This is a genomic window from Hymenobacter wooponensis (assembly GCF_004745865.1).
Lineage (GTDB): Bacteria > Bacteroidota > Bacteroidia > Cytophagales > Hymenobacteraceae > Hymenobacter > Hymenobacter wooponensis.
Window position 1 is genome coordinate 536,021 of the sequence record NZ_SRKZ01000002.1, and the last position, 25,351, is coordinate 561,371.

A 25,351-nucleotide genomic window follows, 5' to 3' on the forward strand; every position below is an offset into this window, starting at 1 on the left:
AATAGCTCATCAAAGCAGGTGCGCTATTTGCAGGCCCCGCATCCTATTATCACCATCCCTTCTCTCATGGAAGAAACCAAACAGGTTCGTCCTCAGCTGCTAAACCGCGAATTGAGCTGGTTGGCCTTCAACCGCCGCGTATTGCAGGAAGCGCAGAACCCGGAGGTTCCGCTGCTGGAGCGCATTAAGTTCTTGGCTATTTTCTCCAGCAACCTCGACGAGTACTTCAAGGTACGTGTGGCCACGCTACGCCGCCTGGTGAAGCTGAAAAAAAAGACCCGCGCCAAGCTGGGCGAAGACCCTACCGTGCAGCTGCAGGACCTGCTGGCCGAGGTAGGCCGGCAGCAGCAGGAGTTTGGCGAAACCTTCCGCAACGGCATTCTGCCGGAGCTGCGCCACCAGCACATTCACTTGGTATCGGAGCACGACCTGACGAACGAGCAACACCAGTGGGTATTGCAGTACTTCCGTGAGCACGTGCAGGATTTGCTTTCGCCCATCATCCTCGATGATAACCTGCACCACCTGTTCCTGCGCGACCAGAGTGTGTACCTCACCTTCTTCCTCAGCCATCCGCTTGCCAAGAAGAAGCACGATGAGGAGCGGATTATCGTGATGGAGCTACCCACCAAGCGCCACGGCAGCCGCTTTGTGCAACTGCCCGCTCAGGGGGAAGAGAAGTACGTGATGTTCCTCGACGACGTAATTCGGTGCGGGGCCTCAGAATTATTTCCGAAGTACGAGAAGGTGCAGGTGCATGCCCTGAAACTTTCCCGCGATGCCGAGCTGGACATTCAGGAGGAAGTTTCGGGCAATATGCTCGCCAAAATCAAAAGCAGCCTGCAAAAGCGCGAAACCGGCTACCCTGCCCGCCTGCTCTACGACCCCGCCATGCCCCAGGAGGTGCTGCGGGCCATTATGCAGAAAACCGGCATTGGCAAGGAAGAGCTGGTAGAGGGCAGCCGCTACCACAACTTCCGCGACTTCTTCGGCTTCCCTGATCTAGGTCTCTCCCACCTCAAGTACGAGGTTCAGCCGCCTCTGCCTCATCCCACGCTGCCCCGCACGGGCAAGCTGCTGCCGGCCATTGCCCAGCGCGACCACCTACTAAGCCCGCCCTACCAGTCCTTCGACTACGTAACGCGGCTGATTACTGAAGCCGCAAAAGACCCACAGGTAAGCGGCATCAGCATCACGCTGTACCGAGTATCCAGCAAGAGCGAGGTGGCCAAGGCGCTGCTGAAAGCCGCCAAAAACGGCAAGCAGGTGACGGTGGTGGTAGAGCTAAAGGCCCGCTTCGATGAGGAGTCGAACATGTTTTGGGCAGAGAAGCTCCAGAAGGCCGGCGCCAACGTCATCTATGGTATTCCTGACCTTAAGGTGCACAGCAAACTACTGCTGATTACCCGCGGGGAAGAAGGCCAGAATAAGCTGTATGCGTATCTCAGCACGGGCAACTTCAATGAGGTAACCAGCCAGATTTACGCTGACCACGGCGTGTTTACCGCTAACCCTGCCCTTACCCATGAGGTGGCGGAGGTTTTCCGGTATTTCCATGACCGCCAAGACAAAACCGGCGTGTTTAAGCACCTGCTGGTGGCCCCCTTTGAGCTGCGCGAGAAGCTGGTAGCCCTTATTGATCATGAGATAGCGCTGGCGCAGAAGGGCAAAGAGGCCTACATCATTCTGAAGCTAAATGCCCTACAGGATGAGCGCATGATTCTGAAGCTGTACGAGGCTAGCCAGGCAGGTGTGCGAATAGAGCTGCTGATCCGGGGCATCTCCTGCGTGATTCCTGACTTGCCCGGGCAGAGCGAAAACATCAGCCAACGTGGCCTAGTAGACCGCTACCTGGAGCACGCCCGCGTGTACGTGTTTGGCAATGGCGGGCACGAGAAAGTGTACGTAGCTTCCTCCGACTGGATGGCCCGTAACCTGGACCGCCGCGTGGAAGTGGCCTTCCCCATTCTGCAAGACGACCTGCGGGCCGAAGTACGCCATCTGCTAGACCTACAGCGCCAAGACAACGTGAAGTCGCGGGACTGCCACAACAACTTCATCGGCCAAGACGATGTAGAGGCCGGCAAGGTTCGGGCGCAGTTTGAGACCTATGAATACCTGAAAAAGCTAAGTCAAGAGAAGCGCAAGTAGTTTTTCTCAGGCATAAGAGCACGCAAAGCCCCATCCTACCAGATGGGGCTTTTTGGTGGGGCAAGGAGCAGTACCGTCGGTTTCTGGTGGGGCTTGCATCATGAAACTTTGTACCAACTCCTGCTTATGGCAGGCGTACAGGTTAACTGAACTATCCTCCTCACAACCAACCCTAACCTGCATGGACAGTATTAAAGCTAAAGGCTACGGGGCCTCCAATTCCATCTTCAGCGGTCTGTCTGAGATGGAGTTTGAGCGCCACGCACCCAAAGAAGATGAAGTACACATTGAGGTGCTCTACTGCGGCGTGTGCCATTCTGATTTGCACCAGGTAAAAAACGACTGGAGCAACACCATTTACCCCTGCGTGCCCGGCCACGAGGTTATTGGCCGGGTAGTGCAGGCCGGCAGCGGCGTTACTAAGTTTAAGGTAGGCGACCTTGTGGGCGTGGGCTGCATGATTGACTCTTGTGGCAGCTGCTCGCCGTGCCGCGACAAGGAGGAGAATTACTGTGAAGGCCCCGTAAGCTGGACGGCCACCTACAACGGCTACATGAAGCCCGATGGCAGCGGCTTTAACACCTACGGCGGCTACTCCACCGACATTGTGGTGAAAGAGTCGTTTGTGCTCCGCATCCCGGATACGCTTGATGTGCAAGCCGTAGCGCCCATTTTGTGCGCCGGCGTTACCACGTACGCGCCCCTCAAGCACTGGAACATCAAGCAGGGCAACGCCGTGGGCGTGGTGGGTTTGGGTGGCCTAGGCCACATGGCCGTGCAGTTGGCCGCCGCCATGGGAGCTGAGGTAACGGTGGTTACCTCTACCAAGGAAAAGCAGGAAGACGCCATTAAGCTAGGCGCGCGCCACGTGCTTATTTCCTCTGATAAGGACGCCCTAAAGCAGCACGAACTCAGCCTCGACTTTATCATCAACACTATTCCCGATAGCTACGACATCAACGAGTACGTATCGTTGCTGAAGCGCGATGGTACTATTGTGGCCGTAGGCCTGCTTGGGCCCTACAAAAAGCCGCTCAACAATATGGAGGTGGCCATGCACCGCCGCTCGGTGGCAGGCTCCATCATTGGGAGCATTCAGGAAACCCAGGAAGTGCTGGATTTCTGCGCCCAGCACAACATTCTGCCGGAGGTAGAGATGATCAAGATGCAGGACATCAACAAGGCCTTCGACAAGATGCAAGACGAAGAGGTACACTACCGCTACGTCATTGATATGCAGTCGTTGAAGGAACCGGCCTAGCCTCCTAATTCTTATGTAGTACAAAGGCCCCGGTGCTTGTTTGCACCGGGGCCTTTGTGTACTTGGGCTGTGGCAGCCTGGCATGAGCCATAAAGGCTTGTATTACTTATCTACCGTCTTTTTCAGGAATTTGCGCGGGGGCACAATGAATAGCTCGAGCGAGGCGTAGGGCGCGCCAGCTAGCTTACTGTCTACGATTTTGAACCGGTTATCGTTGGTACGGTCGAAGGCATCGAAAGCGTAGTTGTAACGGTAGCCACCTTCCAGCCCAAACCACAGGAAGTCATAAATCTCCCGCTCCCAGCGACCCCGGAATTTAACCTCCGTTTCCCGTAGCTCCAGCGTACGCAGATCAATGGCGTTTTCGCGGCGCAGCGGTTGCCGCAGCTTAATGATATAGTTGAAACCATCAACGGAGTAACCCGCAAAGAACAGGGAGCGCGGCGACGCATTATAGCGCATAGTAATGCGAGCCGGGAACAGCGCCTCTACCCCCCACCGGTTGTTGAAGGTGCGGTTATACAGCACGGCCGGGTAAATACTCTGTCGCCCAAAGGTGTAGCCTAGCTGCAGGCCTACCCCCCAAGAAAAGGTTGGGCTACGCTTCCAGCCGTACAGAAATTCCGAAGACACTCGTAAGTAGTCACGCACGCTTAGCTCCGAGGAAGTGTAGTCGCCGCTTAGCTCACCCTTAATGCGGAAAATGTACCAGTTCACCTCGTTTACGGGCCGGATAACCGCTATTTGGCTTCCTAACGTTTTGAGGCCTTTGTTCTCAATGTTGTCGTAGAGCTCATAGCCCGTGGGGTACTCACGAAACTTAAACTCTTCCCGCTCATAGTTGACCCCCAATATTACTTTAAGGTGGGGGCGGTTCCAGAATGGGATGTACCCTTTTATCACCAACCGGGCATTTTTCTCCGCCTGCGAGCGGTAATCATTCAGGCCTACTGCTTTCCCATCGGAGTTGATGTTGAAGCGGGGCATGCGCTCATAGTGAAAGATGAGGCCTTTGCTAGGTCCCATTCCCAGCACCGAGGGAGTAGCAAACTCCTGGGCATTAACGGCAGCAGTTGTATCACCGGCTGGCGGTGCGGGTGGAGGATATACTGGTGGAGTTGTAGGCGTAATCTGTGCCTGTGCAGCCACCGCCCCTCCAAGCAGAACAGTAACCATGGTCAGCGGACGAGATACCCGCTTAAACAGCGTCGAGAATACGGTCATAACAAGAAAAATGGAGGGAGCTAAACGACGAAAAGACGTTAGGCTAGCCTTAACGTCTTTTCGCGAAAAAGGATGAGGCAAAAGCAGGGTGGCGGCCTTGCTAGGCCATTATTCCTAGCGAAGGCACGCCATTTTACTAGAACAGGAAGTCGAAGCCTACAAACACCAGGTTTTCCTCTCCTACCGAGTAGGTAGCGTTAACAACCGCTTGCTTCAGGATGTCAACCCAAACACCACCACCTACGGCCGTGTGGAAGGCCTTTAGGCCAGTCTGGGTATCGTAGTGGGTATACACCCGAGCAGCATCAGCGAGGCCTAGGATACCAAATTTACCGGGCACCAAGTACGCATTGAAGGTGAAGAGCTGAATGCGCACTTCGCCGTTGGCGTACACAGAGCTGCGGCCGGCATAACGAGTGCGGCGGTAACCACGCAGGTTAGTGGTGCCACCCAGGGTATTAGCCTGGTAGAAACGGTAGTCGCCGAGGTTGCGGTTAGCCCCGATGCGGCCCGCCCAGGTCAGCTGGAAGGGGAAGTTGGGCGAGAGGTAGAACCGTGCCTCCGTGGTTAGGCGGCCGTAGCTGAGCTTCTCTCCGTTGAGCTGGTAGTTATACTCCGCCGAGTTGTAGAGGCGCAGGCCTATGCGCGGGTTCTTAGGCGAAGAGCTGGCATCGAGGTTCAAGTACGCCTTACCACCCAGGTAGCGGTTCAGCCCAAAGTCGGAACTCCGGATACCCACGGCCGAGGTGCCGATGATGCCGTTGCCGTTCTCGTCTAGGCCAGCGGCAATCTCACTACCAATTTGGTCACGGTCGACGCGGAACTGGTCGTACTGCGGACCGAAGCCTAGCTGCAAGAAGCTAAACAGGCTTTTCTCCAGCATAGGCGCCACGTACAACCGCGAGAACCGGATGCGGTAGGTGTCGTTGATGTCGCGGTTACGAATGCGGCCGCCTCCATCGTTATCTTCGGCTAGGCGGTTGCGGGTGTTGTTGCCAAGGCCGAAGTAGTTATACAGCAGCTGCGGGCCGTAGAGCTGGGCAGTTACGCGCAAATCCAGCTTCCCGAAAATATCCACGTAGTGGCCTAGGTAGCGCACATTGTAGGCACTCTGCGAAGGCGAGTAGTTGGCGGCTATGCTCTGCTCGGTAGCGTACGGCTCCTTACGGAAACCATAGGTACGGTAGATGAGGCCACCGCCCACAAACACCCGGTCGTCTATATTGTACCCGAAGTACGCTGTGGGCCCCAGGTAGTTTAGCGTATAGTCTTTGCGGTCGGTGCGGGTGTGCACGTCGTAGCGGCTTACATCAATCCCGGGCTCCAGGCGTAGGCGGGCGTCCTTTCCGGCTACAATGGTGTTGCTCGTATCGGCGTCGTAAATGTGCAGCTTGTGGCTGATGCCCGACACATTCGAGCGGTTCGTGATGCTGTCCTTATCGGTGCCGCCAATGATGCGCACCTTTGCCCCGCGCTTCACGTCGCCTTTCACGTCATAAATGTCCTCGCCGGCAAAGCCGTACAACCGGATTTCCTTGGTAACCTTGTTGTCGAAGGTGCGGTCGAAGAGCATTTTGGTGAGTTGCCCTTCCTTGTTGATCTTCTGCACCGTTACGTGCGTCTTATCATCGGGCAGGCGCTCCACCACAAACTTCTCGCGCTTCTTAGAGCCTTTCACCTCCGTCACGCGGCTCACCATGGCATAGTAATCAGCCGCTACTTCGGGCAGCAGGTCACGCCGGCTTTTCAGCTTAGCAATAATCTCGGGGCCATGCAGGTCGTAGATCTGCTTAGGCCACCGCTCCCGGAATGCTTTCTCAATTACGTCGTCAGTCAGGGAAGCCTTCAGCTCCTCGGCCTGCTTTACCCAATCTTCCTTAGTCACCGAAGCCAGGTATACCCGGTCGTTGCTCAGAGCCGTTAGGTTGAGGCCTTTCCAGTCGGCGTAGTCCTTCCCGAAGTTCTGGAAGTTCCGGATAGCCCACTTGCGCGAGGCCAGATACGGGAACAACCCGTCGCCCTTGAAGAAGGCAACGTCGCGGTCTTCGGGTACGGCCGTGAATTTCCGGTCACCGTCCTTATCTTTTTTCTCAGCCCAGCGCCACTGGTCTTCGTGCCGGTCCCAGTCGCCAATCCACATATCGAACAGGCGGGAGCGGGCAAAGGCCTTCTCGTTAACGCGGTTGTCGTTGTCGTCGGTAATGCGCTCAAACACCTTATCGGTGCCCACCAGGTTCTTGGCGTTGCCCAGGCTTTCCACGTTGCTCTGGTCGTCCTTGGCATCTTCTTCAATAGCGCCCGGCGTGTTGGCAAAGCGCGGCAGGTAGATACCCAGCAAGGGGTCTTGCGGAATGTAGCGCAGCTCGGGGTTGGTGTGCAGAATGCCCGCAGCCGTAGCCAGCGGAGGCAGCGGCAACGAACCCAACGGATGCTGGGCCGAAATCTGATCCTGCAGAATATCGGCCGCGGCCCCCGTGCGTAAGGCCTCCGGCAGTACCGCCGAAGGGTCTTTGTTGAGGCTACGGATGGTGAAGTTGCGGCCCTCCTCATTGCGTACTTTCAGCGAGGCCGTCTGCTTACCACCGCCAATTTTGTAGGGCGTTAGGCCACCTTTCTCGGTAGCCAGATCTAGCACCGGAAACTTAATGGGCGTAGCCCACTCCTTGCGGTAATGGTCCCCAAACAGGAAACGGTGGAACTTGCCCGCCTCATTGTACTGCGGGTGGATAGCCGTAGTAACGGTGCTGTCGCGGAAGTTAGGGCGGTTAAGAGCTGGCGCTCTATTCGTTTCCTGAGCAGCCGTGGCAGCTTGCAGCGCATACATGGGCGTGCGGAACACGCGCCGTGCGGTTTCACCCTTGCCTTCCGGAATGAAATACTCCACCCACACCTGGCCATCCTGGTAGTAGTTTACGCGGGCAAAACCCTTCTCTTTGTCTGAGAATAGCGCATCACCACCGTTACCGGGCTTTACGTGCTGGGTTTTACAGCCGGAGCCACTAACAATGTGGTTGAGGTTGCCTTCCTTGAAAAACTGCAGATTGTGCTCGTGGCCCGCCGCATACACCACATTTGGGTACTTCTGGAAAATCTCCAGCATCCCCTTTTTGTAGGCCTGGTACAGCGGGTGCGCAATGTCTTGGCTCACGCCCCCGTACTTGCGCGCAAATGGGTAAATACTGCCAATGACGGGCAAAGGCAGGAAAGCATACTTATAGACGATAGACAGCGGAAAGAAATGGTCGCCCAAGGTGAAGTAGCCGCCATGGATGCCATCGGAGAACAGTGGGTGGTGCGCCACCACCATGATGTTCTTATCCTTGTTGCGGGCAATGATGTCTTCGAGCTGGGTGAAGAAATCTGTCTCATTAGCTACGCCGCAGCCGCTGTTCGCCCCGTAGGGCCGCTCTCCGTTGGTCTGCAAAAACCACTGCGAGTTTACCGCAATCAGCACCAGGTCATCCTGCAGCCGCACCTCAAAGGGCCCTGGGCAGGCATCGCGAGGAATAAAGAAGTCGCCGGTGTAGGAGAAAGCCACCGAGTCTTTGGTCATGTAACTCTCCACGAACCGCTGCTCTCGGTTTACCTGCTCCACGCCCCCACGTAAGCCCTGCTTCCAGTCGTGGTTGCCAGGAATCATGTACTTCTCGCCGGCGTAATTCCGCAGGATGTCCAACTGGTCCGAGATACGTCGCTCTGATACTTCCCGGTCGTAGGCCCCTTCTTCGGGCATTCCGTACTCATAGATGTTGTCGCCCAGGAACACCGTAGTGCTACGGTTGCCGGCGGCCAGCATCTGCTTGCGCATATAGTTCAACGAGGGCTCCCCCCCTTCTTCCTGGGCAATAGGCTTACCCACATCGCCAATTAGAAATACAGTATAGCGAATGGTGGAGCTATCGGGTGGAGTTTTCGCCTCCCAGTTTTCGCCTCCATTGCGGTAATTAGGTCGGGTTGGGTGTGCCGTCTGGTCAGGCTTCTGAGCCAGCGTCACGGGTATAGTGCCACCAGCCAATAACATCAGCAGGCCGCAGGACAGAAAATGTCTTCTCATAAAGGGCGAGAGAGTAAACAAAAAAGGAGCAAAAGCCTGTTACTTGCTGTTACTATACGAGAGTTAACAGGCGGCAGAAAGTAGGGTTGCAGTAAATACGATAAACTTGCTGTTTACCGCTACTTTTCCAAGACGAAGTAGGGGGTGCCTGCCCTACGCAAATCATCCGGCTGCGGTTGGGCTTCCCCACTGCAAAACCTGTACAGCGCAGCTACGTTCTAAGCCGTACGGGTCTGCTGGCCGGCACTTTTTTATTATTTTCCGCTACATGGAAACCATCCCCACGCTCAAACCCGCCAAGGCTGAGATTGTGAAGAAGGCAAAGGCCTATATTACGCAACTGTTTGAACAACAGCTGCCTTCACGTCTTGTCTACCATTCTCCCAAGCACACCGCTGTTGTAGTCAAGGAGGCCAAAGCACTGGCTGAAGCCGCTGGCCTTAACGAAGCCGATCAGGAAGCCCTAATTCTTGCGGCCTGGTTTCATGATGCCGGTTACGTGGACACGTACGATGGCCACGAATACCGCAGCATGGAAATAGCGGAGCAATGGCTCACCGACCACGGCTATCCGGCCGACCGTATTGCCGTGGTCAAAGATATCATCCGGGCCACGCACCGCGATGAGGCTCGCGAGACTGAGTTGCAACAGCTTCTAGTGGATGCTGACATGAGCAACTTGGGCCGCGAGGATTTCTTCGCCAACGCCGAGCTGCTTCGCACTGAGTGGGAAACCACGCTGGGCAAAACCTACTCTAACACGGAGTGGGCCGAGACGCAGCTTAACTTCCTGCTGGGCTCCAAATATTATACTGATGCCGCCAAGGAGCGCTACAAAGAGCAGTTCAAGGCTAACATCAAGGAGCAGCGCGACAAGCTGAAGAAGACCGAGAAAAAGAAGAAAAAGAAGGAGGAGGAGGCCGAAGCCACCTTTGCTGAGCCTAAACGGGGCATCGAAACGATGTTTCGGACCATGTACAGCAACCACATGAAGCTTTCCGACATGGCCGATAAAAAGGCGAACATGATGATTAGCCTCAACGCGGTGCTCATGTCGTTGATTATTACCTACTTCGGCGCCAAGCTAGGCAGCAAGTCGGCGGCCCTCAGCAACGTAGGCCTGTTGCGCAACCCCGTCATTTCCATTCCAATGGGTATTCTGCTAGTCACCGCCCTTGGCTCGGTGGTAACGGCCATTCTGTGCGCCCAGCCAGATGTTACGAGTTTCAAGTGGCTCAAGCGCAGCCCCCAGATTGCGACCAACCGCCGGGTAAACCTGCTGTTCTTCGGTAACTTCAGCAAGCTCAGCCTCGATGACTTCCAGCATGGCATGACTGAAATTATGCGCCAGAAAGATGCCCTGTATACCAACATGGTCACGGACATCTACTACCTCGGCGACGTGCTTACCCGGAAATACCGTCTGCTGCGCCTGAGCTACACTATCTTCATGGTAGGCCTCATTCTCACCGCCCTCTCCTTCGGCATTGTGCTCCTGTACAAGTCGTAAGTTGAGATAAAGCGCAAAAGCACAGCATCCGGAACACCGCGAAGGCTCTACTCACGCAGGAACGACTGGCCTAGAACAGTTCGTGCTGATGTGGGTAGAGCCTTCGCAGTGCTCCGGATGCTGTGCTTTTGGCGTTTCAGATTATTCTTTCAACACCTCTTCTTCGCTATGCACGCTTCTCACTCGTGCTTGCTAGGCCACTAACAGAACGACCCAGAAAACGGCGCATGCGGTGTAGCTGCCCAAAGCGGATAAGCCGATTATGGCTGGCAATGTGGCCATACCGGAATTCCACCGTGAGCAGACAAGTATCGAGGGTGATGGCTTCGATGAAGTAAAACAGTAGAGAGTTCGGAAAAAGCCGAAAGTGGGAAATCTTCTCTACATATTCCATTTGGCCCTCATCTCCCTGAAACCGCTGAATGGCTTGAAAGTCAATTTGGCCCTGGAAGATGTCTACCTTATAGCTGGTACCCAGGCGCCCTGCCTTCGTCACATCGTAGCGTACGGCAGTGGCACCTTCCATCCAGCGCGGGCGCAGCCGGAAATTGCTGATTATGCGAAGCAAATACGGGGCGGGCACCTTAATTGCCCGGCGCACCTTTAGCACGCACCCACGCGCGGGCTTATCGTGAGCCGAGGCTGGGGCATTAAGCAACAGGCGCAACGGCGAGAGATGAGCGTATCGGTAGGGTACTTCCCCCAGGTGGTCATAAAAAGCAGAGCCGTGGAGCAGGCGCGTCCAGGAAAAACTACGCGCCAAATCAGCAGGGGTCTGGGTTTCAATGTATCCCTCCGATAAGAGGATATATTCCGAGCCCATGATGTTATTCTTGAGCAAGCGATGCACCACAATCACATCGCGCCCCATCAGCTTAGTGTACTCCCGAATTTGCGCTACGCTTACGCGGCCGTAGTGCACAATGATTTTGAGCGTCAGCACATGCTCGGCCAGCGCCGCGCTCAGCTCCGAGCCAGTGTCGCGCTCCACCACCCGCAGATAATTTTGAAAATCAAGGTAAATGCGGCGGCACTGCTGCACCAGCTCCCGAATGGGCGGGGGCGGCCCCAACCGGTAGAACAACACCGCATCGCCCTGAATCTCGTTGACCTGCAAGTCAAGCATGTTGCCCTCAATGAGGATTTCCAGCAGATCGGCCACCAGAAACGGTGCCTGCGGGCTACCGGACTCTTCAATGAAGCGGGTGAAGCCACTGATATCGGGGATGAAGAGCAAGGCTGGCACCATGCCATCATCATCCGCTTCAGCGGTAAGAGCACGGCCCGCACCAGCAGCCCGGCGCGCGGCGCGCATATCGTCCAACAAGCCCATGCGGCAAGAAGAGAGAAGTAGAGAGGGGAAAGGCTGGTAGTACTCCCGGCAAGGTACACCTAGTGTCCTATACGACAGCACGTGGCCTACAAGTTTGGGCAAGCGCCCCTTTCGCCGTAGCTTTGTTAAGATACTATCCCAAGGCTGCGTAGTTCAACGGATAGAATAGGCGTTTCCTAAACGCTTGATATGGGTTCGATTCCCGTCGCGGCTACTAAAGCCCGCTCTCTTTACCAGGGGGCGGGCTTTATTATGCCAATAGAATACGTAGAAAGTCAGCCCGCTGGGAAGACTTGCACCTTGTTTAAGACTAGGCCTAAGGCTAACACGTTATGGCACTAACGCTGAACAAGACCAGCCCCGATGGATGGGCCTTTTTGCTGCATGTGCTTTCAAGATGCTTATGAAAAATATCTGGTGGCCTCTCACCCTTTTCTCATTTCTGCTTCTGTCGGTTTTGCCAGTGCTGGCCGTCCCAGCAGCTAAAGAGGTTCCTAATTACAAAGTGCGCGTTTCTGTCACGAGCATCAATGGGAAAGCTCCAGCTAGTGGCCAACAGTTTAGCTTAGCTCTAGGAGGCAACCCACAGAGTGTCACTTTTTCAGGCCCGGCCTGGAGTGCGTGGGTGCCCTCTACTCGCGCAGGCATTGAACAAGCCATAGCCAGCTACAATAACGCAAACAACCCTTTCTGGCAAGTTGTCACGGGGCTAACGGTGGGGCCCAGCGCCTCAGCTGCTTCCTTCCCAGTCCTGAAGCTACAGATACAAAGTGCTATAGAAGGTGGCGAGACCTCAACTACAGCGGCAGAGCTATTTGGTGCCAATGTAGGCCTCATCTTGTGGCAAGGTGACGACAAGAAAATTCACATTGATACTTTTACCGGGCATGGCCGACGGGTGTATGACAAGGCTCTAAAGGCAGCTTTTCTGCCAGTGAAGGAGCGGCCCACAAGAATCCTGTTTGGTGAGCGGTACATTGGCTCCGACAATGACGTGCTTAGCTGGAAAGAAGGCATTCAGCGTTTGTGTGGCCTAGGATTCAATGCCCTCCACCCAGTGCCAGCCAATCTTACGGCTACCGTGAAAGAGGCGGGAATTAAGAAGCTTTGGGGTGCGGTGTATAACCCACCTGGTTATGCCTTCAACTTCGGGCCTCAACGGCATGAAGAGTTTAAGAAATTTGTGCAAGACCAGATTACGCCTGCATTGGCGGCTGGCTGGAAAAAGGAAGACATTGGCTTTTGGGTTACCAGCGATGAGCCTGGGTGGTATTACCCCAGCCGCTACAATGAGTTCAACCAAGATCCCAATGCCTTAGCAGCTTTTCATAGCTACCTCCATGACCGCGGCCTGAAACCTGCCGACTTAGGCAAGTCTTCCTGGGCCGAGGTGAAGCTTATTGGCCGCCGACAGTACCAAGACCTTCCCTCCCGCCGGCTATTTTATTGGTCGAATAGGTTTGTGCCTTGGGCTTCTGCCTACTTTTTTGGGGAGGTGACAAAAGCGTACGAAGAAGTGATTCGTCCGCAGGTGCCGGTACTGGTCAACTTCAATAACTTCATGGGCCTGGCCTACCAGCCGGGGCCTGTGGGTAATAACGATAAGAGCAGCGACCAGAATGCTGCCATGGGCCAGCACGACTGGCTGGAGTTTGGGCGCGAACGAGGCGCCACCGCTATTTCTACGGAAGACTGGTTTGGCGATGATATGGCCCCGCAATGGTCATTTTACGCTTCACGCCTGCGGGCGGCCGCCGAGCTAGGCCAGGTAGGAATGGGCGCTCTAGTGATTCCTCGCGTGTCAGGGCAGCGCCCCGGTGGCATGGCGCAAAAGCTACTGGCTTTGGTGGGCAACGGGGCCAAAACCATCCAATTCTTCACCTACGGCCCCGAATACAGCTTCCCTGGCAATTGCTACTCAGAGAACCTGCCGGTATTTAAGCCCCTCGCTAATGGTATGCGCTTGGTAGCCAAAGCTGAGGACCTGCTTTATCCTGGCAAAGCGAAAACCTCTCCGGTAGCCATTCTTACACCCCAAAGTTCCCCCCTATGGGATCTGGAAGAATTCCCGACCCCACCCCGCATTATTGATGTCACCAACCCTTACATGGACGCGGGCCGCATGGGCTACATGGTAGAGATGCACGGTCTGTTTCTGGCCTTGCAACACAGCGCAGTACCAGTGCGCTTCGTGGATGAGCAGAAACTTACGGAGCCCGACTTCCAAGCAACCAAAGTGCTGTATATAACGGCCCCTGATCTGCCTACTGAAGCGGCAGAAGCCGTACTGAACTGGGTACATAAGGGTGGCACATTGGTAACAGTAGCCGGCACTGCCGCCTTCGACCGATACCACCAGCCCCTGACATTACTACACCAGGCTACCGGTATAGCTCCTGCGGCACCCGTGCGGATGCCTGCCTACCAGTACGCCGACGCCAAGCCTAATGGCGCTATTACCCTGGCAGGTGTGCAGGCTATAGTATTTGGCGAGCGAGAGAAAGTTACGATGAAGCCCAGCGGTGCTGCCACCGCTCATACTACTTCCAGCTTTACTGACGGCTCAGCCGCACTTACTGAAACGCTTGTAGGAAAGGGGCGCATTATACATTTTGCCTGCTACCCTGGCTTGTCGTACCGACACTCGGCTACCGGCAACACGGGTGGCCTACCCAGTGGTTTTGCTGATGGTTGGCGCCAGCTTATTGTGCAGCCCGTGCGCGATGCCGGTGTAGCTCTGCCTGTTAGTGTCAGTAAGTCCCTGGTAGAAGCGCCCGCTCTCTACAGCGCTCAGGGTGTAGCCGTGACCCTACTTAACTGGCGCGGCACTCCGCAGGAAGTAGAAGTAACCGTAACTGCCGACCGCCCCGTGCGCCGGGTGCAAACCGCCGAGCTAGGCCCGCTTCGTTTTCAGCAAACCGGAAATAAGGTAACTGCTTCCTTACGCTTGAGTGATGTAGATGTGCTGCAGCTGTACTATTGATTTCAGCCGAACTTTAGTACACCGTAGCCAACTCGGGGAGCAGGCGGTTAATGACGCTGTAGTTGATTCCCGTCCAGTACTCTGAGCGGCCGATGTCAGTAAATTCAGCTTCGTCGGCCGCTATAGTACGGTAGTCTTCACTCACCAAATAGTCTTCCACGTCGTTCATACTAGCAAAAGCCAACACCGAGATGGCATCTATCAACTCGCCCTCGGGGTCGGGTTGCTGCGAGGAGCCAATATTGTGGAGCTGAGCGTAGCGACGCACATAGGTGTGCGTGGCAGGCTGGGCCAGCACCAGCGGGGCGTGCTGCCGCAGCAGGCGCTGCTGAAACGCCTCTCGGCTCAGTTCAGGCCGCCTATAATGAATCTTAACCAGGCTGATAGGGTCGCGGTGCTGAGCGCTCGGCAGCAAAATATACTCTCGGGTAATCTCACGGGTAACCAGGCGAAATGCCGTTTGCTCGTCGGCAATGATGCGCTTAGTATATTGCTCCTGCTTCAGCACGCGCTGGATGTCGGCTTCCGCCGCGTAGGCAATGTAAGCGAAGCCGTCGAAGCGCGGGCGCTGGTAGGCGGGTACTTGGGCCCAAGGGTCGGCTACCAGCTTGCCGTCAGGCTGGGTCATGGCCCGGTAGGGTGGGTGAAAAAATGAGGAGGGTCCGCCTGCCACGCGGTGTACCTGATCATAGCGCAGCACGGGTTCGTTGTCGGTACCCGGCTCTTCATAGGCAAACTTGGGCCCGTGCACCTTGCGCCAATACTCATTCCAGTGCTCAAGGCTTAGATTGGGGTTAGTCTCCAGGGCTACTTCGTTCGGCTCGGCCTCAGGACTTTCCAGTTCCTGCCCCTGGTGGCCCTTGTTTGAGCCCTCATCAATCTGGCGCTCAGTCCGAGGGGTATTATCGGCTCGCGTTAGAAAAGTGGGCGTGACGATGAGCGGAGCAGTAGTGGTGTGAAAGGTGTCGCGCCCTGGAGGACGGTGACGATTGTCGGCCCTTGGGTCAGTACCGGCTGAGTTTGAAGTAGTCAAGTGCATAAGAGCTAGAGCAGAAATAAGTACAGCTACGTAGCGCAGAGCCGGACAGGCGAAAAAATAGTAACTCTTCCCCGTACCATAAAAGCTAGAACGCTTAGTTCATATACCCAAACGGCACTATGCAACCAGCTACGCTTTGTACCGGTCCCCTCTGTTTTTCTACGTATACTTCTTTATTCGATCAGGCCCTGGCTCATGGCATACCGAATAAGGGCAGCCGTGTTTTTGGCCTGGGTTTTCTCGATGATATTTTGCCGGTGGGTTTCTACCGTGCGTTTACTGGTAAACAGCTTATCGGCAATTTCCGCGTTGGTTAGGCCTTCAGCAATGAGACGCAGCACTTCCATTTCGCGGCTGGAAAGATCCCCGGACTTACGGGAGGCCAACACGGCATCTGCGTTCGGAATCTTCACTAGCCGGTTAAGAACTGCCATTCCTACTTCTGTGCACAGGAAGCTGTGGCCTACCGCCACCGTCCGGATGGCGAAGATAATCTCGCTGCTTTCGGCACTCTTTAGCACATAGCCTAGGGCACCCGCCTGCAGAATACGGTGCACGTAGTTCTCACTATCCAGCATAGACAAAACCACCACGCGCACTCCGGGGTAGTGCTCTTGCAATAGTGGCATGGTGGCAAACCCATCCAAAACGGGCATGTTCAGGTCCATGAGTACCACATCAGCGGAGGTATCGGCCAGCAGATCTAGTACTCCCTGCCCGTGGCTTGCTTCGCCCACTACCTCCATATCAGGCTCGCCCGCGAGTAAGGCCCGGATGCCGTCTCGGAGAATGGTGTGGTCGTCGGCCAGAATTACACGGATCATAGGAGGGGTACGCGCAAGAGGCGTTAGGAAGATGAGTGTTTTGCCAGAACAGCTGCAAATAAAGTGTATACGCAGGACGTCACGTAGTGGTAGCCATCCGGGCCAGATTCTGTGCGTGTAGCTTCACAACCCTTCCGGCCATTGGTAGTTCAGCCGGCGTTCTGGCTGTACGCAACTTCGCCGTGCATGTATCGTTAATAAGCTGTGCGTAATATACGGCAAGTAATACCGTATTTACCCTGATTACCAGGCTACTACATTTGCCTATATTTGAGTATCTGCCGCATTAGTGCTCAAGCCATGGAAGTCTACCGCGAAATCCTGCCCCAGAGTTATCTGCTGATTCTGACCGATTCGGAGCCAGATGACTTGTCGCCCTTGTCTCATGCGCTCCGACTGGCCAGCCGCAGTGGCAAAAACAGCATCTGGATTGACTGCAGCCATATGCCGAAGATGCCGTTTAGCGTGTTGCGGGTGTTGGTCCGCACCTACCGTCGGCTCCGCATGCGCAACGTATCCATGGTGTTGTGCCACGTAGGCGACGCTGCTCATCAGCAAATGGCCAAACTTCCTACTACGCTTTGCCCGCCAGTAGTGCCTTCGTTGCTTGATGCGGAGCGTTATTGCCAAACAGCCCATCCGCTTCAGCATCGGCAGCGCCGGGCCGCCTAGGCCAGTAAGCCTACGTTATAGCAGGCCTGCTAGGCCACTAATGGTTAGGGCTACCACGGCGGTATTAAACCCAAAGGATAGTACTCCGTGCAGGAGCGCCAGTCGCCGAATTCCGCGGTCGGAAATGCTGACGTCGGCAGTTTGGGCAGTCATCCCGATAACGAAGGAAAAATAAGCGAAGTCGAGATAATCAGGTTCCTTTTCGTCACCCGGGAATTCTAGGCCACCTTCCTGTCCGCTGGCATCGGCAGCATCATAAAACAGGTGAGCATAGCGTAAGGTAAACAGCGTGTGCACCAGCAGCCAAGCCGTAACTACGCTTAAGCTGCTCACTACCACGTGCACCATCAGCAGCGGATCTGTTCCCTGGCGCATAGATGAGAGTAGTAGCACTACCGCTACCAAGCTGGCCGTAGCTGCCGTGAGCACTACGCCAAACGATAACACCCGACCAGGGTCTTCACGCGTGGCAATCTGGCGGATGTGGCCTACGTCGGCCGTCAGGATCATGGCCCAGGTGATGAACAAAGTGCTGACGGCAAATCCATCCCAGGCCCCCAGCAAGCGCAACATCAGGGGCCAAGCACCCGGCATGAGCCAGCAGAGCAGTAGCGCCGGTAATCCTCCCAGCGACAGGCGTTTCCAGGTAGCTAGCCGCGTGAGTTGGTGAAAGCCCGACGTGCCGCGGGTAGAAACAGATGAGGCCATAACATCGACAGAATGAAATATTCTGCGTAAGCTACGGCGTCACAACTGTTGCGCACATGAATTCTGCTCCGCTCTCCGGACTCTACGCCCCCTCTCTCAGCCTCCTCACCGACCTCTACCAGGTTACCATGGCCTACGGCTACTGGCAACAAGGCATGCAAGATCGTGAGGCTGTATTTCATCTCTACTTCCGCCGCCCGCCCTTCGAGGGGGGCTACGCCGTATGCGCCGGACTGGCCTACGCCGCCGACTGGCTCGAAAATCTGCGCTTTTCCGAAGACGACCTGGCCTACCTCGGCGGCTTGAAAAGCTCCAAAGGTGCGGCCATGTTTCCGCAGGAGTTTCTGAACTACCTGCGCGACTTAAAATTTACCTGCGATGTGGATGCCATTGCCGAAGGCACTGTGGTCTTCGCCAATGAGCCCCTGATTCGGGTGCAGGGCCCATTGCTGCAGGCGCAGCTGGTAGAAACCGCCCTGCTCACGCTGGTAAACTTTCAAACGCTGGTGGCTACTAAAGCCGCGCGCATTCGCGAAGCGGCCGGTGCCGATACGGTGCTGGAGTTTGGGTTGCGCCGCGCCCAGGGCTTTGATGGTGGACTGAGCGCCAGCCGCGCCGCCTACCTAGGCGGGGTTGATGCTACCTCCAACGTACTGGCCGGGCAGCGCTTCAACATCCCGGTGAAAGGCACCCACGCCCACAGTTGGGTTATGGCCTTCGATGATGAGGTGGAAGCCTTTACCGCCTACGCCAAAGCCTTCCCCGACGACTCCGTGTTCTTGGTAGATACCTACGATACGCTGGAAGGCGTGCGTCACGCCATTAAAGTAGCGCGCCAGATGCGCGCGAATGGTCACGAGCTGGGCGGCATCCGCCTCGACTCCGGCGACCTGGCCTACCTCAGCCGCGAAGCCCGTGCCCTGCTCAACGAAGCGGGCTTCGAGAATGTGCGTATTGTGGCCAGCAACGACCTAGAGGAGAATCTTATCACCAGCCTTAAGCTGCAAGGCGCCAAAATCGACACCTGGGGTATCGGCACTCAGCTCGTAACCGCCTACGACCAGCCTGCTCTAGGAGGTGTGTACAAAATGGCGGCCCTGCGCAAACCCAACGACTCGGGCTGGGACTTCACCATCAAGCTCTCCGAGCAGTTGGCCAAAACCAGCATCCCCGGCATCCTGCAGGTGCGCCGCTACGAAAACGAGAAAGGCCAGCCCCGCGCCGACATGCTCTACAACATCGCGGAGCCCCTCCCCGACCAGCTCACCCTCATTGACCCCAGCGACTACACCCGCCGCCGCCCCGTGCGTGCCGGGGCTGCCTTCCGGGAGTTGCTACAGCCGGTATTCCGGCGCGGCCAACGCGTGCAGGAGCTGCCTACTTTGGAAGAGAGTCGCACCCGCGCCCAACGCGAAGTTCAGAGCCTCGACCCTAGTATCCGCCGCTTCCTCAACCCACACGTGTACCCCGTAGGCCTAGAGGAAACCCTGAATACCTTCCGCACCAACCTGATTCTGGAGAAACGCCCGCTGCGGCCGGCGTAGGGAAGTTACTCTGTGGAAGGCCAGCCAGTAGAATTACTTCCTGTTTCATAGGAAACGCGGGTAATATGTGGAAAATCTTCTTGCTTGGTTTTTCGGGTGTACGCTTTGCTTGCTAGGTATAGGAGGCTTTCAAATTCTAATCCAACCGGCCATTTAGTAGGGTCTTGCAGAACTTCTTCATAGAAAGCAGGACCATTACAAAGCACACTGCATCTATCATAAAGGAAAGCATCACCCGAAATTGTCCGGGTACCTTCTCCTGGATAACATGCAGCAGCATATACCTCGCCATCTAGTTGGTACAGTTTCTCAGCCAAGAGGTCCTCGAAAGCAAATATATCTTCCAGTGGAAGTGTAGCTAAGCGTTTTTCGGCCGGCAGCAACACGGCGTCATCATTGCCGGCTTTTTTCCAATTCAATAAATCCAAAACCTCCCAGAACAGCATCTCGTCCATTGGTCGGTATGCAATTGACTTTTTTTCAGGAGCAGGCGCATTTTCTGGTGTCTCATGATAACCTTTATTCTGCTTCTCTTGCATCAGCTTTGCCGCTTCCGTAGCACAGACAGCAGCATCACTGAATGATTTATAGCTTTCCCTGCCTTTCGTCCCAACCTTACCGAAGGTCACAGTATAGGCTGAACCGTCAATCTCGATATTCCAGAATTTGTTGGCTTCACCCTTTTGGTTAATAAAATAACGCTTCATAGCATACAGAAATGTGCCCCTAAATACGGCAAAACTCTATACTTATTCGGCCACTGTCTATACCTCCTAGGCCTTTCCCCGCAGTTACTTTTGTGCCGTATTCGTTGTTATAGCAACTCACCAGCCGCTGACCGCTTTCATAGGCCACTGCGGCGCCAACCGTTACTTATCATGTCAACTCTGAAATTCAAAACCAGCATCAATTGCGGCAACTGCGTGCGTGCCGTAACTCCCTTCCTCGACGCCGAAGCCAGCGTAGAAAAGTGGAACGTTGACACCAACAGCCCCGAGAAGATTCTCACTGTAGAAGGCGAGAACCCCATTCCTGAGCTAATTATGAAATCTGTGTCCCAAGCAGGGTTTGATATTGAGCCCTTAGCAGCTTAGAGGGCTGGCCCAACAACAAGAACGTCATGCTGAGCTTATCGAAGCATCTCTACCGTGCCGCATTGTCCGGTAGAGATGCTTCGACAAGCTCAGCATGACGTTCTTTTTTACTCCCGAATCAGGCTTATGCCTCGTAGCGCAGTTCGCCGGCGCCTACACGCAGTACTACGTCGGTTTCCGCGGTGATGCGGCCGGCTACCTGGGCCTGATAGCCGTGGTTGCGTAGGGTTTCGGCTACAGCTTCGGCCTGGGCTTCGTCGGTTACCAGTAGCATGCCGTTGCCCATGTTCCAGTAGAGGTAAGCTTCCGTGGGCGTGATACCGGCTAGCTCGGCTAGCTGCTGCATTGCGGGCAGGGGCTCGAACAGGTTGGTCAGTTCGGCACCTACGCCATTCTTGAGCACACGCTTGAAGTTATCGGCAATACCACCGCCGGTGATGTGCGCGGCCGCGTGTAGAGGCAAACCAGCATCGAGCACCGCCGCCACGCCGGGCGAGAAGATGAGGGAAGGTGCCAGCATCACCTCGCCCCAGGTCTGGCCCATTTCAGGAGCGTCGGGGCCAGTGTAGGGGGCTTCGTGCCACTTCTCCCCAAAGGTCTTGGTGAGGGCACGACGGGCCAGGGAGTAGCCGTTGGAGCGGAAAGAAGGCGAGCGAAGTGCTACCACGGCCTGTCCGGCGCGCACGTTGGCGCCGCTTAATGGCCGCTCCAGGCTGGGGTGTAACACGCCCACGGCCGTAGAGCACCAGTTGAAGTTCATTTTGGCGCCGGGGTAGCCGCCTATACGGTTGCCCAGTTCGGCAATTTCCCCACCCGTTACGGCAATCTGGCTGAACTGCGCCGCATCGTGCAGACCGCGCATCAGCTCATCCACCACCTCGTAGTTGAGGGTGTTCACGTCGATGATGTTCGACAAGTTGGTGGGCACGAAACCGGCCACTGCCAGATCATCAGCCACCATGGCAATCAAATCGTAGCCCAGCGTGTCGTAACGGTCCAGGCGCTCGGCCACCTCAATTTTAGTCCCGATACCATCAGAGCCTATACCAAGCCGCTCCGCCCCAAAGCGTATTTCGTTGGAGAAACCACCAGCCAAGTCCTGCGCCGGCTCACCAGGCTTGCCTGCGCGGGTTGAGAAGGTTTTCTGAGCCCAGTGGTAGGCGTTCTTAGAAGCGGCATTGCCTTCTTCAATAGAATAGCCGGCAGTTGCTTTGAGGTCGGATGACATGCGTCGTTGAGTTTCTATGTGTATTGGAACGTCATGTCGAGCTTGTCGAGACATCTCGCGTGCTGACGTTGGATTACTGTGACAACATCAGCACGCGAGATGTCTCGACAAGCTCGACATGACGTTCTGTTGTTATTACAGTTAGTGGTTATCTAATGCTCAGTTGGCTCAGGAGCCTTGGCACTCACAGATGGCATTGCATTGGCATCGCCTTTCTTGTCGTGGCGGTGGCTCTGGCGCTCCTCCTGAATGTGGCGTAGGTACTTAGTTACGTCGCCGGTGGGGTACTTGCCGGTGAAGCAGGCAAAGCAGCTGCCGCCATGGCCTTTGTCTTCGGAGAACAGCTCCTGTAGGTCTTCTATCGACTGGTAGATCACCTTGTCGGCCTCAATGTAGCGGCAGATTTCCTCCTCGGTGTAGTTGGCCGCAATCAGCTCGGTGCTCATGGCCATATCAATGCCATAGATGCAGGGCGAAATGATAGGCGGCGCGCTGCTGATGAAGTATACCTCAGCGGCCCCGGCCTCACGCAGGATGCGCACAATGCGCCGCGAGGTGGTGCCGCGCACAATACTGTCATCCACCACGGCAATCTTCTTGCCCTCCACAAACTCGCGGATGGGGTTAAGCTTTTTCTTGACGATGTCCTCGCGGCCGGCCTGACTGCTCACAATGAAGGAACGGCCCATGTGGTTGTTCTTCACCATGGCCCGCCGGTAGGGCACCCCAATGGCTTCGGCCAGGCCGGAAGCTGAGAAGTACCCCGACGAAGGCACGTCAATTACCATATCGGGCTGAATACCCGACTCGATAACTTTCTTCGCCAGCATCTTGCCCAAGCGCACCCGCTCCCGAGCCACCAGGCGGCCATGGATGGTGGAGTCTTCGCGGGCGAAGTAGATATGCTCGAACACGCAGAAGGCCTTGGGCTGCGCGTAGGGGTTCTTATAATGAACCTTGAAGTCCTTATCGATGAAGATAGCCTGACCGGGGCCTACGTTCTTGATGAACTCAAAGCCGAGGTAATCGAAGCAGGTGCTTTCGGAGGCGAAGGCGTAGATGGGCCCGTTTTCCGTCTCGCGGCGGCCCAGTACCAGCGGCCGGATGCCTAGCGGGTCGTTGAAGGCTAGTAGGCCATGCCCAGCAATTACGGTGATAGTGGCGTACGCGCCTTTTACTAGTTCCTGCGTCGTCTCTACAGCGTCGAAGATGTCGATAACCGACAGGGCATCAAGGTTCTTCAGGCGCAGCTCCGAGGCGAAGGTGTACATAATGAGCTCCAGGTCGTTGCTGGTCTTGGGCAGCACGTGGTACTTCTCGTGCAGGCGCTTGGCGGCTTGGCGGAAGTTGATGACGTTGCCGTTGTGCACCATAGCCAGCCCGAACGGGTAGCTGGTGGTAAACGGTTGCGCCAGCTCCGCATCGTTGGAGCCCTGGGTGGTATAGCGGGCGTGACCAATGCCAATGTTGCCCTTTAGCTTCTTGAGCTTCTTCGGGCGGAACACATCGGAAATCAGGCCATTGCCTTTGCAGAGGTGAAAATTATCGTCGAAGGTGGCTATACCGGCTGCGTCTTGGCCGCGGTGCTGGAGCGCCGTCAGACCAAATACGATGTCGTGGGCGACGTCATCGGGGCCGTAAAAACCTACAATTCCGCACATGGGAAGTATCGAGAAGGGGTAGTGAGCGTGAAACCCGCTACCGGGGTGGTGAGTGTAACACCAACGGGGCGTTGGTGCATCGTGGGCGTGAGGTGGACAAGTGGCCTAGCCACCGGCTGCTTCTCCGTGCGGAGAAGAACCAGCGGCGAAAGGCAGCAGAGGCTCAGGGGTGGGGGTAGATAGCTCGCCCCGGATGAGGCGGGCCAGGGTGTCGGCATATAAAAAGTGCTCCACGGCTAAGCCGCGGCGCTCTACTTCGCCTAGAGTGTCAGCGCCCTGCAAGTCAACGGGGTGCTGCGCAAGGATAGGTCCAGTGTCCAGGCCCTCATCAACCAAATGCACCGTGATTTTGGTTTCCGGCAACTGATTTTCGAAAGCCCACTCATAGGCGTGCAGGCCCTGGTGCTGGTGGGTGTCGGCGGGGTGAATGTTAAGGATGCGCCCCGCAAACGCCCGAATGAACGTAGGCGACAGAATACGCATGTAGCCGGCCAGCACCACGTAATCTGGCTGATACTGGCCTAGCACCTCTACCACCTCGGCATCAAATTCCGTCCGCTTGCGGCCCTGGCTGCTGAGGCTGGCGGTGGGGCAGCCCATAGCCGCTGCCGTTTCTAGGCCAGGAGCATCGGGCTTGTTACTGAACACCACGGCTACCTCGGCTAGGTTCTGCAGCACGCCCTGTTGCACGGCCTGTACCAAGGCTACCATGTTGGAGCCCCGGCCCGACAGCAAAATGGCTAGGCGCTGTTTGCGGATGCTATGGTTACCAGTTTCCTGCAAGGGTCGGTTCCGGCCGCTGGCCGATATCGGTACGGATGTACACATCCTTAAATTTAACTCTTTCTGCTTCCCGATATACATGGTTCACAGCCTCTTCCAGCTCATTGCCGTGGCCTACAAGTACCATTACCCGGCCGCCGCTGGTAAGAATTTCGCCGTCTTGCTGACGGGTAGCGCCATGAAACGCCAGGATGCTCGGGTGCAGCTGGTCTAGGCCAGTAATGGGAAAGCCGGTTGGGAATTGGGCGGCGGGGTAGCCCCCCGAGGCCAACACCACGCCCACGTAATAGCCGGGCCGCTGCCACACGGTGGTTTGGGCCAAGGTGCCGTCGAGGGTAGCCTCAATCAATTCTAGGAGGCTGCTTTCCATAGAAGGAAGCAACACTTCCGCTTCGGGGTCGCCGAGGCGCACGTTGTATTCCAGCAGCTTCGGGCCCTGGGGCGTGAGCATGATGCCGAAGTACAGGAAGCCCTTGAAGTCGAACTGCTCGTTTTGCAGGCCTAGCAACGTGGGGTCCACAATGCTGGTGCGAATGGCGGCCAGCACGTTGTCGTCGCAAAACGGTACGGGGCAGTAGGCGCCCATACCGCCGGTGTTGGGGCCTTGGTCGCCAGCGTGCAGTTGCTTGTGGTCCTGCGACGGAGCCAGCAGCCGCACGCGGTTGCCATCTGTGATACCGATGATGCTCACCTCAGGGCCGCTCAGCTTTTCTTCCAGCAGGAAGCTAAACCAGCCGGTATGCTGCTGCTGCAAATCGTCTAGGGCAGCTTGGGCTTCTTCAATAGAAGAGCACACGTACACGCCTTTGCCGGCCGCTAGGCCATCGTACTTCACTACTACCTGCCCATCCAGCTCAGTGGCTTTGGCGCGGGCTTCGTCCAGCTTATCACTGCGGTACTGCCACGACATAGCCGTTGCTACCCCGTGCCGCCGCATAAAGTCCTTCGACCACACCTTGGAGCTCTCCAGTGTTGCGCCAGCCCGACTGGGGCCAAACACGCGGATATCAGAACCGGCGAAATAGTCGGTAACTCCTGCCGCTAGCGGAGCCTCTGGCCCTACCACAATGAGCTTCACATCATTCGCCTCGCAGAAGCTCTGGATAGCCGGAAAGTCTGTGGCACTGATTTCGGGATGGCTATTCGGGATACCGCCGTTGCCGGGCAGCACGTGCACCGTGGCGCCGTCACGGGTCAGCTTCCACGCCATTGCGTGTTCACGGGCCCCGCCGCCGAGGAGTACTATGGTTTTATTGCTGTTGCTCAAAGGAATAGGTAGTTA

18 protein-coding genes and 1 tRNA gene are annotated in these 25,351 nt (G+C 56.1%); 8 read left to right on the plus strand and 11 right to left on the minus strand.

All coding sequences use genetic code 11. The features are described from left to right. Positions 1-66: 66 nt before the first annotated feature. Together ppk1 and EU557_RS08465 are read left to right on the plus strand one after the other, a co-directional pair. A complete protein-coding gene (ppk1, locus tag EU557_RS08460; RefSeq protein ID WP_135529953.1) occupies positions 67-2,151 on the plus strand; it encodes a polyphosphate kinase 1 in 2,085 nt (694 codons plus the stop codon). A gap of 181 nt (positions 2,152-2,332) precedes the next feature. Then, positions 2,333-3,412, plus strand: a complete 1,080-nt coding sequence (locus tag EU557_RS08465; protein ID WP_135529954.1) for an NAD(P)-dependent alcohol dehydrogenase — start codon at positions 2,333-2,335, stop codon at positions 3,410-3,412. Between the two features lie 102 nt (positions 3,413-3,514). On the opposite strand, the gene EU557_RS08470 is transcribed toward EU557_RS08465, so the two are convergent. Beyond that, positions 3,515-4,636, minus strand: a complete 1,122-nt coding sequence (locus tag EU557_RS08470; RefSeq protein WP_135529955.1) for a DUF6268 family outer membrane beta-barrel protein — start codon at positions 4,634-4,636, stop codon at positions 3,515-3,517. A gap of 136 nt (positions 4,637-4,772) precedes the next feature. Then, complete coding sequence (locus tag EU557_RS08475; RefSeq protein WP_245326207.1) at positions 4,773-8,690, minus strand: metallophosphoesterase; 3,918 nt, start codon at positions 8,688-8,690, stop codon at positions 4,773-4,775. 268 nt (positions 8,691-8,958) lie between these two features. Between EU557_RS08475 and EU557_RS08480 the strand changes: the two genes are divergently transcribed. Further along, on the plus strand, positions 8,959-10,200 hold the full coding sequence (locus tag EU557_RS08480) for a Pycsar system effector family protein (protein WP_135529956.1): 1,242 nt from the start codon (positions 8,959-8,961) through the stop codon (positions 10,198-10,200). Positions 10,201-10,366: 166 nt separating this feature from the next. Here EU557_RS08480 and EU557_RS08485 read toward each other — a convergent pair whose 3' ends face one another. Continuing rightward, the gene (locus EU557_RS08485; protein ID WP_135529957.1) at positions 10,367-11,533 is read right to left on the minus strand and encodes a DUF2652 domain-containing protein; all 1,167 of its coding nucleotides are present in this window, start codon (positions 11,531-11,533) and stop codon (positions 10,367-10,369) included. Positions 11,534-11,675: 142 nt separating this feature from the next. On the opposite strand from EU557_RS08485, the gene EU557_RS08490 reads away from it, so the two are divergent. Both EU557_RS08490 and EU557_RS08495 read left to right on the plus strand, forming a co-directional pair. Next, positions 11,676-11,747: transfer RNA gene (locus EU557_RS08490), tRNA-Arg, on the plus strand. Positions 11,748-11,936: 189 nt separating this feature from the next. After that, entirely contained in the window at positions 11,937-14,516 is a 2,580-nt protein-coding gene (locus EU557_RS08495) for a hypothetical protein (protein WP_135529958.1), read from the plus strand. A 13-nt stretch (positions 14,517-14,529) separates the two neighbouring features. Here EU557_RS08495 and EU557_RS08500 read toward each other — a convergent pair whose 3' ends face one another. Both EU557_RS08500 and EU557_RS08505 read right to left on the minus strand, forming a co-directional pair. Next, positions 14,530-15,549, minus strand: coding sequence for an EthD domain-containing protein (locus tag EU557_RS08500; protein WP_210116011.1), 1,020 nt, complete (start codon positions 15,547-15,549; stop codon positions 14,530-14,532). 179 nt (positions 15,550-15,728) lie between these two features. Further along, positions 15,729-16,379, minus strand: coding sequence for a response regulator (locus tag EU557_RS08505; RefSeq protein ID WP_135529960.1), 651 nt, complete (start codon positions 16,377-16,379; stop codon positions 15,729-15,731). 300 nt (positions 16,380-16,679) lie between these two features. Between EU557_RS08505 and EU557_RS08510 the strand changes: the two genes are divergently transcribed. After that, entirely contained in the window at positions 16,680-17,051 is a 372-nt protein-coding gene (locus tag EU557_RS08510; protein ID WP_135529961.1) for an STAS domain-containing protein, read from the plus strand. 15 nt (positions 17,052-17,066) lie between these two features. Here EU557_RS08510 and EU557_RS08515 read toward each other — a convergent pair whose 3' ends face one another. After that, positions 17,067-17,759, minus strand: a complete 693-nt coding sequence (locus EU557_RS08515) for a DUF1345 domain-containing protein (protein WP_135529962.1) — start codon at positions 17,757-17,759, stop codon at positions 17,067-17,069. Between the two features lie 56 nt (positions 17,760-17,815). On the opposite strand from EU557_RS08515, the gene EU557_RS08520 reads away from it, so the two are divergent. Next, positions 17,816-19,303, plus strand: a complete 1,488-nt coding sequence (locus EU557_RS08520; RefSeq protein WP_135529963.1) for a nicotinate phosphoribosyltransferase — start codon at positions 17,816-17,818, stop codon at positions 19,301-19,303. 5 nt (positions 19,304-19,308) lie between these two features. Here the strand turns inward: EU557_RS08520 and EU557_RS08525 are convergent, their stop codons facing one another. Beyond that, positions 19,309-20,010 (minus strand): DUF4240 domain-containing protein, encoded by a 702-nt coding sequence (locus tag EU557_RS08525; protein ID WP_135529964.1) that lies wholly within the window; start codon positions 20,008-20,010, stop codon positions 19,309-19,311. 171 nt (positions 20,011-20,181) lie between these two features. Between EU557_RS08525 and EU557_RS08530 the strand changes: the two genes are divergently transcribed. Next, a complete protein-coding gene (locus tag EU557_RS08530; protein WP_135529965.1) occupies positions 20,182-20,397 on the plus strand; it encodes a heavy-metal-associated domain-containing protein in 216 nt (71 codons plus the stop codon). A gap of 124 nt (positions 20,398-20,521) precedes the next feature. Here the strand turns inward: EU557_RS08530 and EU557_RS08535 are convergent, their stop codons facing one another. The 4 genes from EU557_RS08535 to purD all read right to left on the minus strand — a co-directional run bounded on the left by EU557_RS08535 (position 20,522) and on the right by purD (position 25,336). Then, positions 20,522-21,625 (minus strand): AIR synthase-related protein, encoded by a 1,104-nt coding sequence (locus EU557_RS08535; protein ID WP_135529966.1) that lies wholly within the window; start codon positions 21,623-21,625, stop codon positions 20,522-20,524. Positions 21,626-21,777: 152 nt separating this feature from the next. Further along, on the minus strand, positions 21,778-23,286 hold the full coding sequence (gene purF, locus EU557_RS08540; protein ID WP_135529967.1) for an amidophosphoribosyltransferase: 1,509 nt from the start codon (positions 23,284-23,286) through the stop codon (positions 21,778-21,780). A gap of 105 nt (positions 23,287-23,391) precedes the next feature. Next, the gene (purN, locus tag EU557_RS08545) at positions 23,392-24,069 is read right to left on the minus strand and encodes a phosphoribosylglycinamide formyltransferase (protein WP_245326208.1); all 678 of its coding nucleotides are present in this window, start codon (positions 24,067-24,069) and stop codon (positions 23,392-23,394) included. Continuing rightward, entirely contained in the window at positions 24,053-25,336 is a 1,284-nt protein-coding gene (purD, locus tag EU557_RS08550) for a phosphoribosylamine--glycine ligase (RefSeq protein ID WP_210116012.1), read from the minus strand. The genes purN and purD overlap by 17 nt, the downstream gene beginning before the upstream one ends. Positions 25,337-25,351 lie beyond the last annotated feature (15 nt).

Bases quoted from the DNA above. Each gene is read 5' to 3' on its own strand.
- ppk1 (WP_135529953.1), top strand. From the start codon at position 67: ATGGAAGAAACCAAACAGGTTCGTCCTCAGCTGCTAAACCGCGAATTG.
- EU557_RS08465 (WP_135529954.1), top strand. From the start codon at position 2,333: ATGGACAGTATTAAAGCTAAAGGCTACGGGGCCTCCAATTCCATCTTC.
- EU557_RS08470 (WP_135529955.1), bottom strand. From the start codon at position 4,636: ATGACCGTATTCTCGACGCTGTTTAAGCGGGTATCTCGTCCGCTGACC.
- EU557_RS08475 (WP_245326207.1), bottom strand. From the start codon at position 8,690: ATGAGAAGACATTTTCTGTCCTGCGGCCTGCTGATGTTATTGGCTGGT.
- EU557_RS08480 (WP_135529956.1), top strand. From the start codon at position 8,959: ATGGAAACCATCCCCACGCTCAAACCCGCCAAGGCTGAGATTGTGAAG.
- EU557_RS08485 (WP_135529957.1), bottom strand. From the start codon at position 11,533: ATGGGCTTGTTGGACGATATGCGCGCCGCGCGCCGGGCTGCTGGTGCG.
- EU557_RS08495 (WP_135529958.1), top strand. From the start codon at position 11,937: ATGAAAAATATCTGGTGGCCTCTCACCCTTTTCTCATTTCTGCTTCTG.
- EU557_RS08505 (WP_135529960.1), bottom strand. From the start codon at position 16,379: ATGATCCGTGTAATTCTGGCCGACGACCACACCATTCTCCGAGACGGC.
- EU557_RS08510 (WP_135529961.1), top strand. From the start codon at position 16,680: ATGGAAGTCTACCGCGAAATCCTGCCCCAGAGTTATCTGCTGATTCTG.
- EU557_RS08515 (WP_135529962.1), bottom strand. From the start codon at position 17,759: ATGGCCTCATCTGTTTCTACCCGCGGCACGTCGGGCTTTCACCAACTC.
- EU557_RS08520 (WP_135529963.1), top strand. From the start codon at position 17,816: ATGAATTCTGCTCCGCTCTCCGGACTCTACGCCCCCTCTCTCAGCCTC.
- EU557_RS08525 (WP_135529964.1), bottom strand. From the start codon at position 20,010: ATGAAGCGTTATTTTATTAACCAAAAGGGTGAAGCCAACAAATTCTGG.
- EU557_RS08530 (WP_135529965.1), top strand. From the start codon at position 20,182: ATGTCAACTCTGAAATTCAAAACCAGCATCAATTGCGGCAACTGCGTG.
- EU557_RS08535 (WP_135529966.1), bottom strand. From the start codon at position 21,625: ATGTCATCCGACCTCAAAGCAACTGCCGGCTATTCTATTGAAGAAGGC.
- purF (WP_135529967.1), bottom strand. From the start codon at position 23,286: ATGTGCGGAATTGTAGGTTTTTACGGCCCCGATGACGTCGCCCACGAC.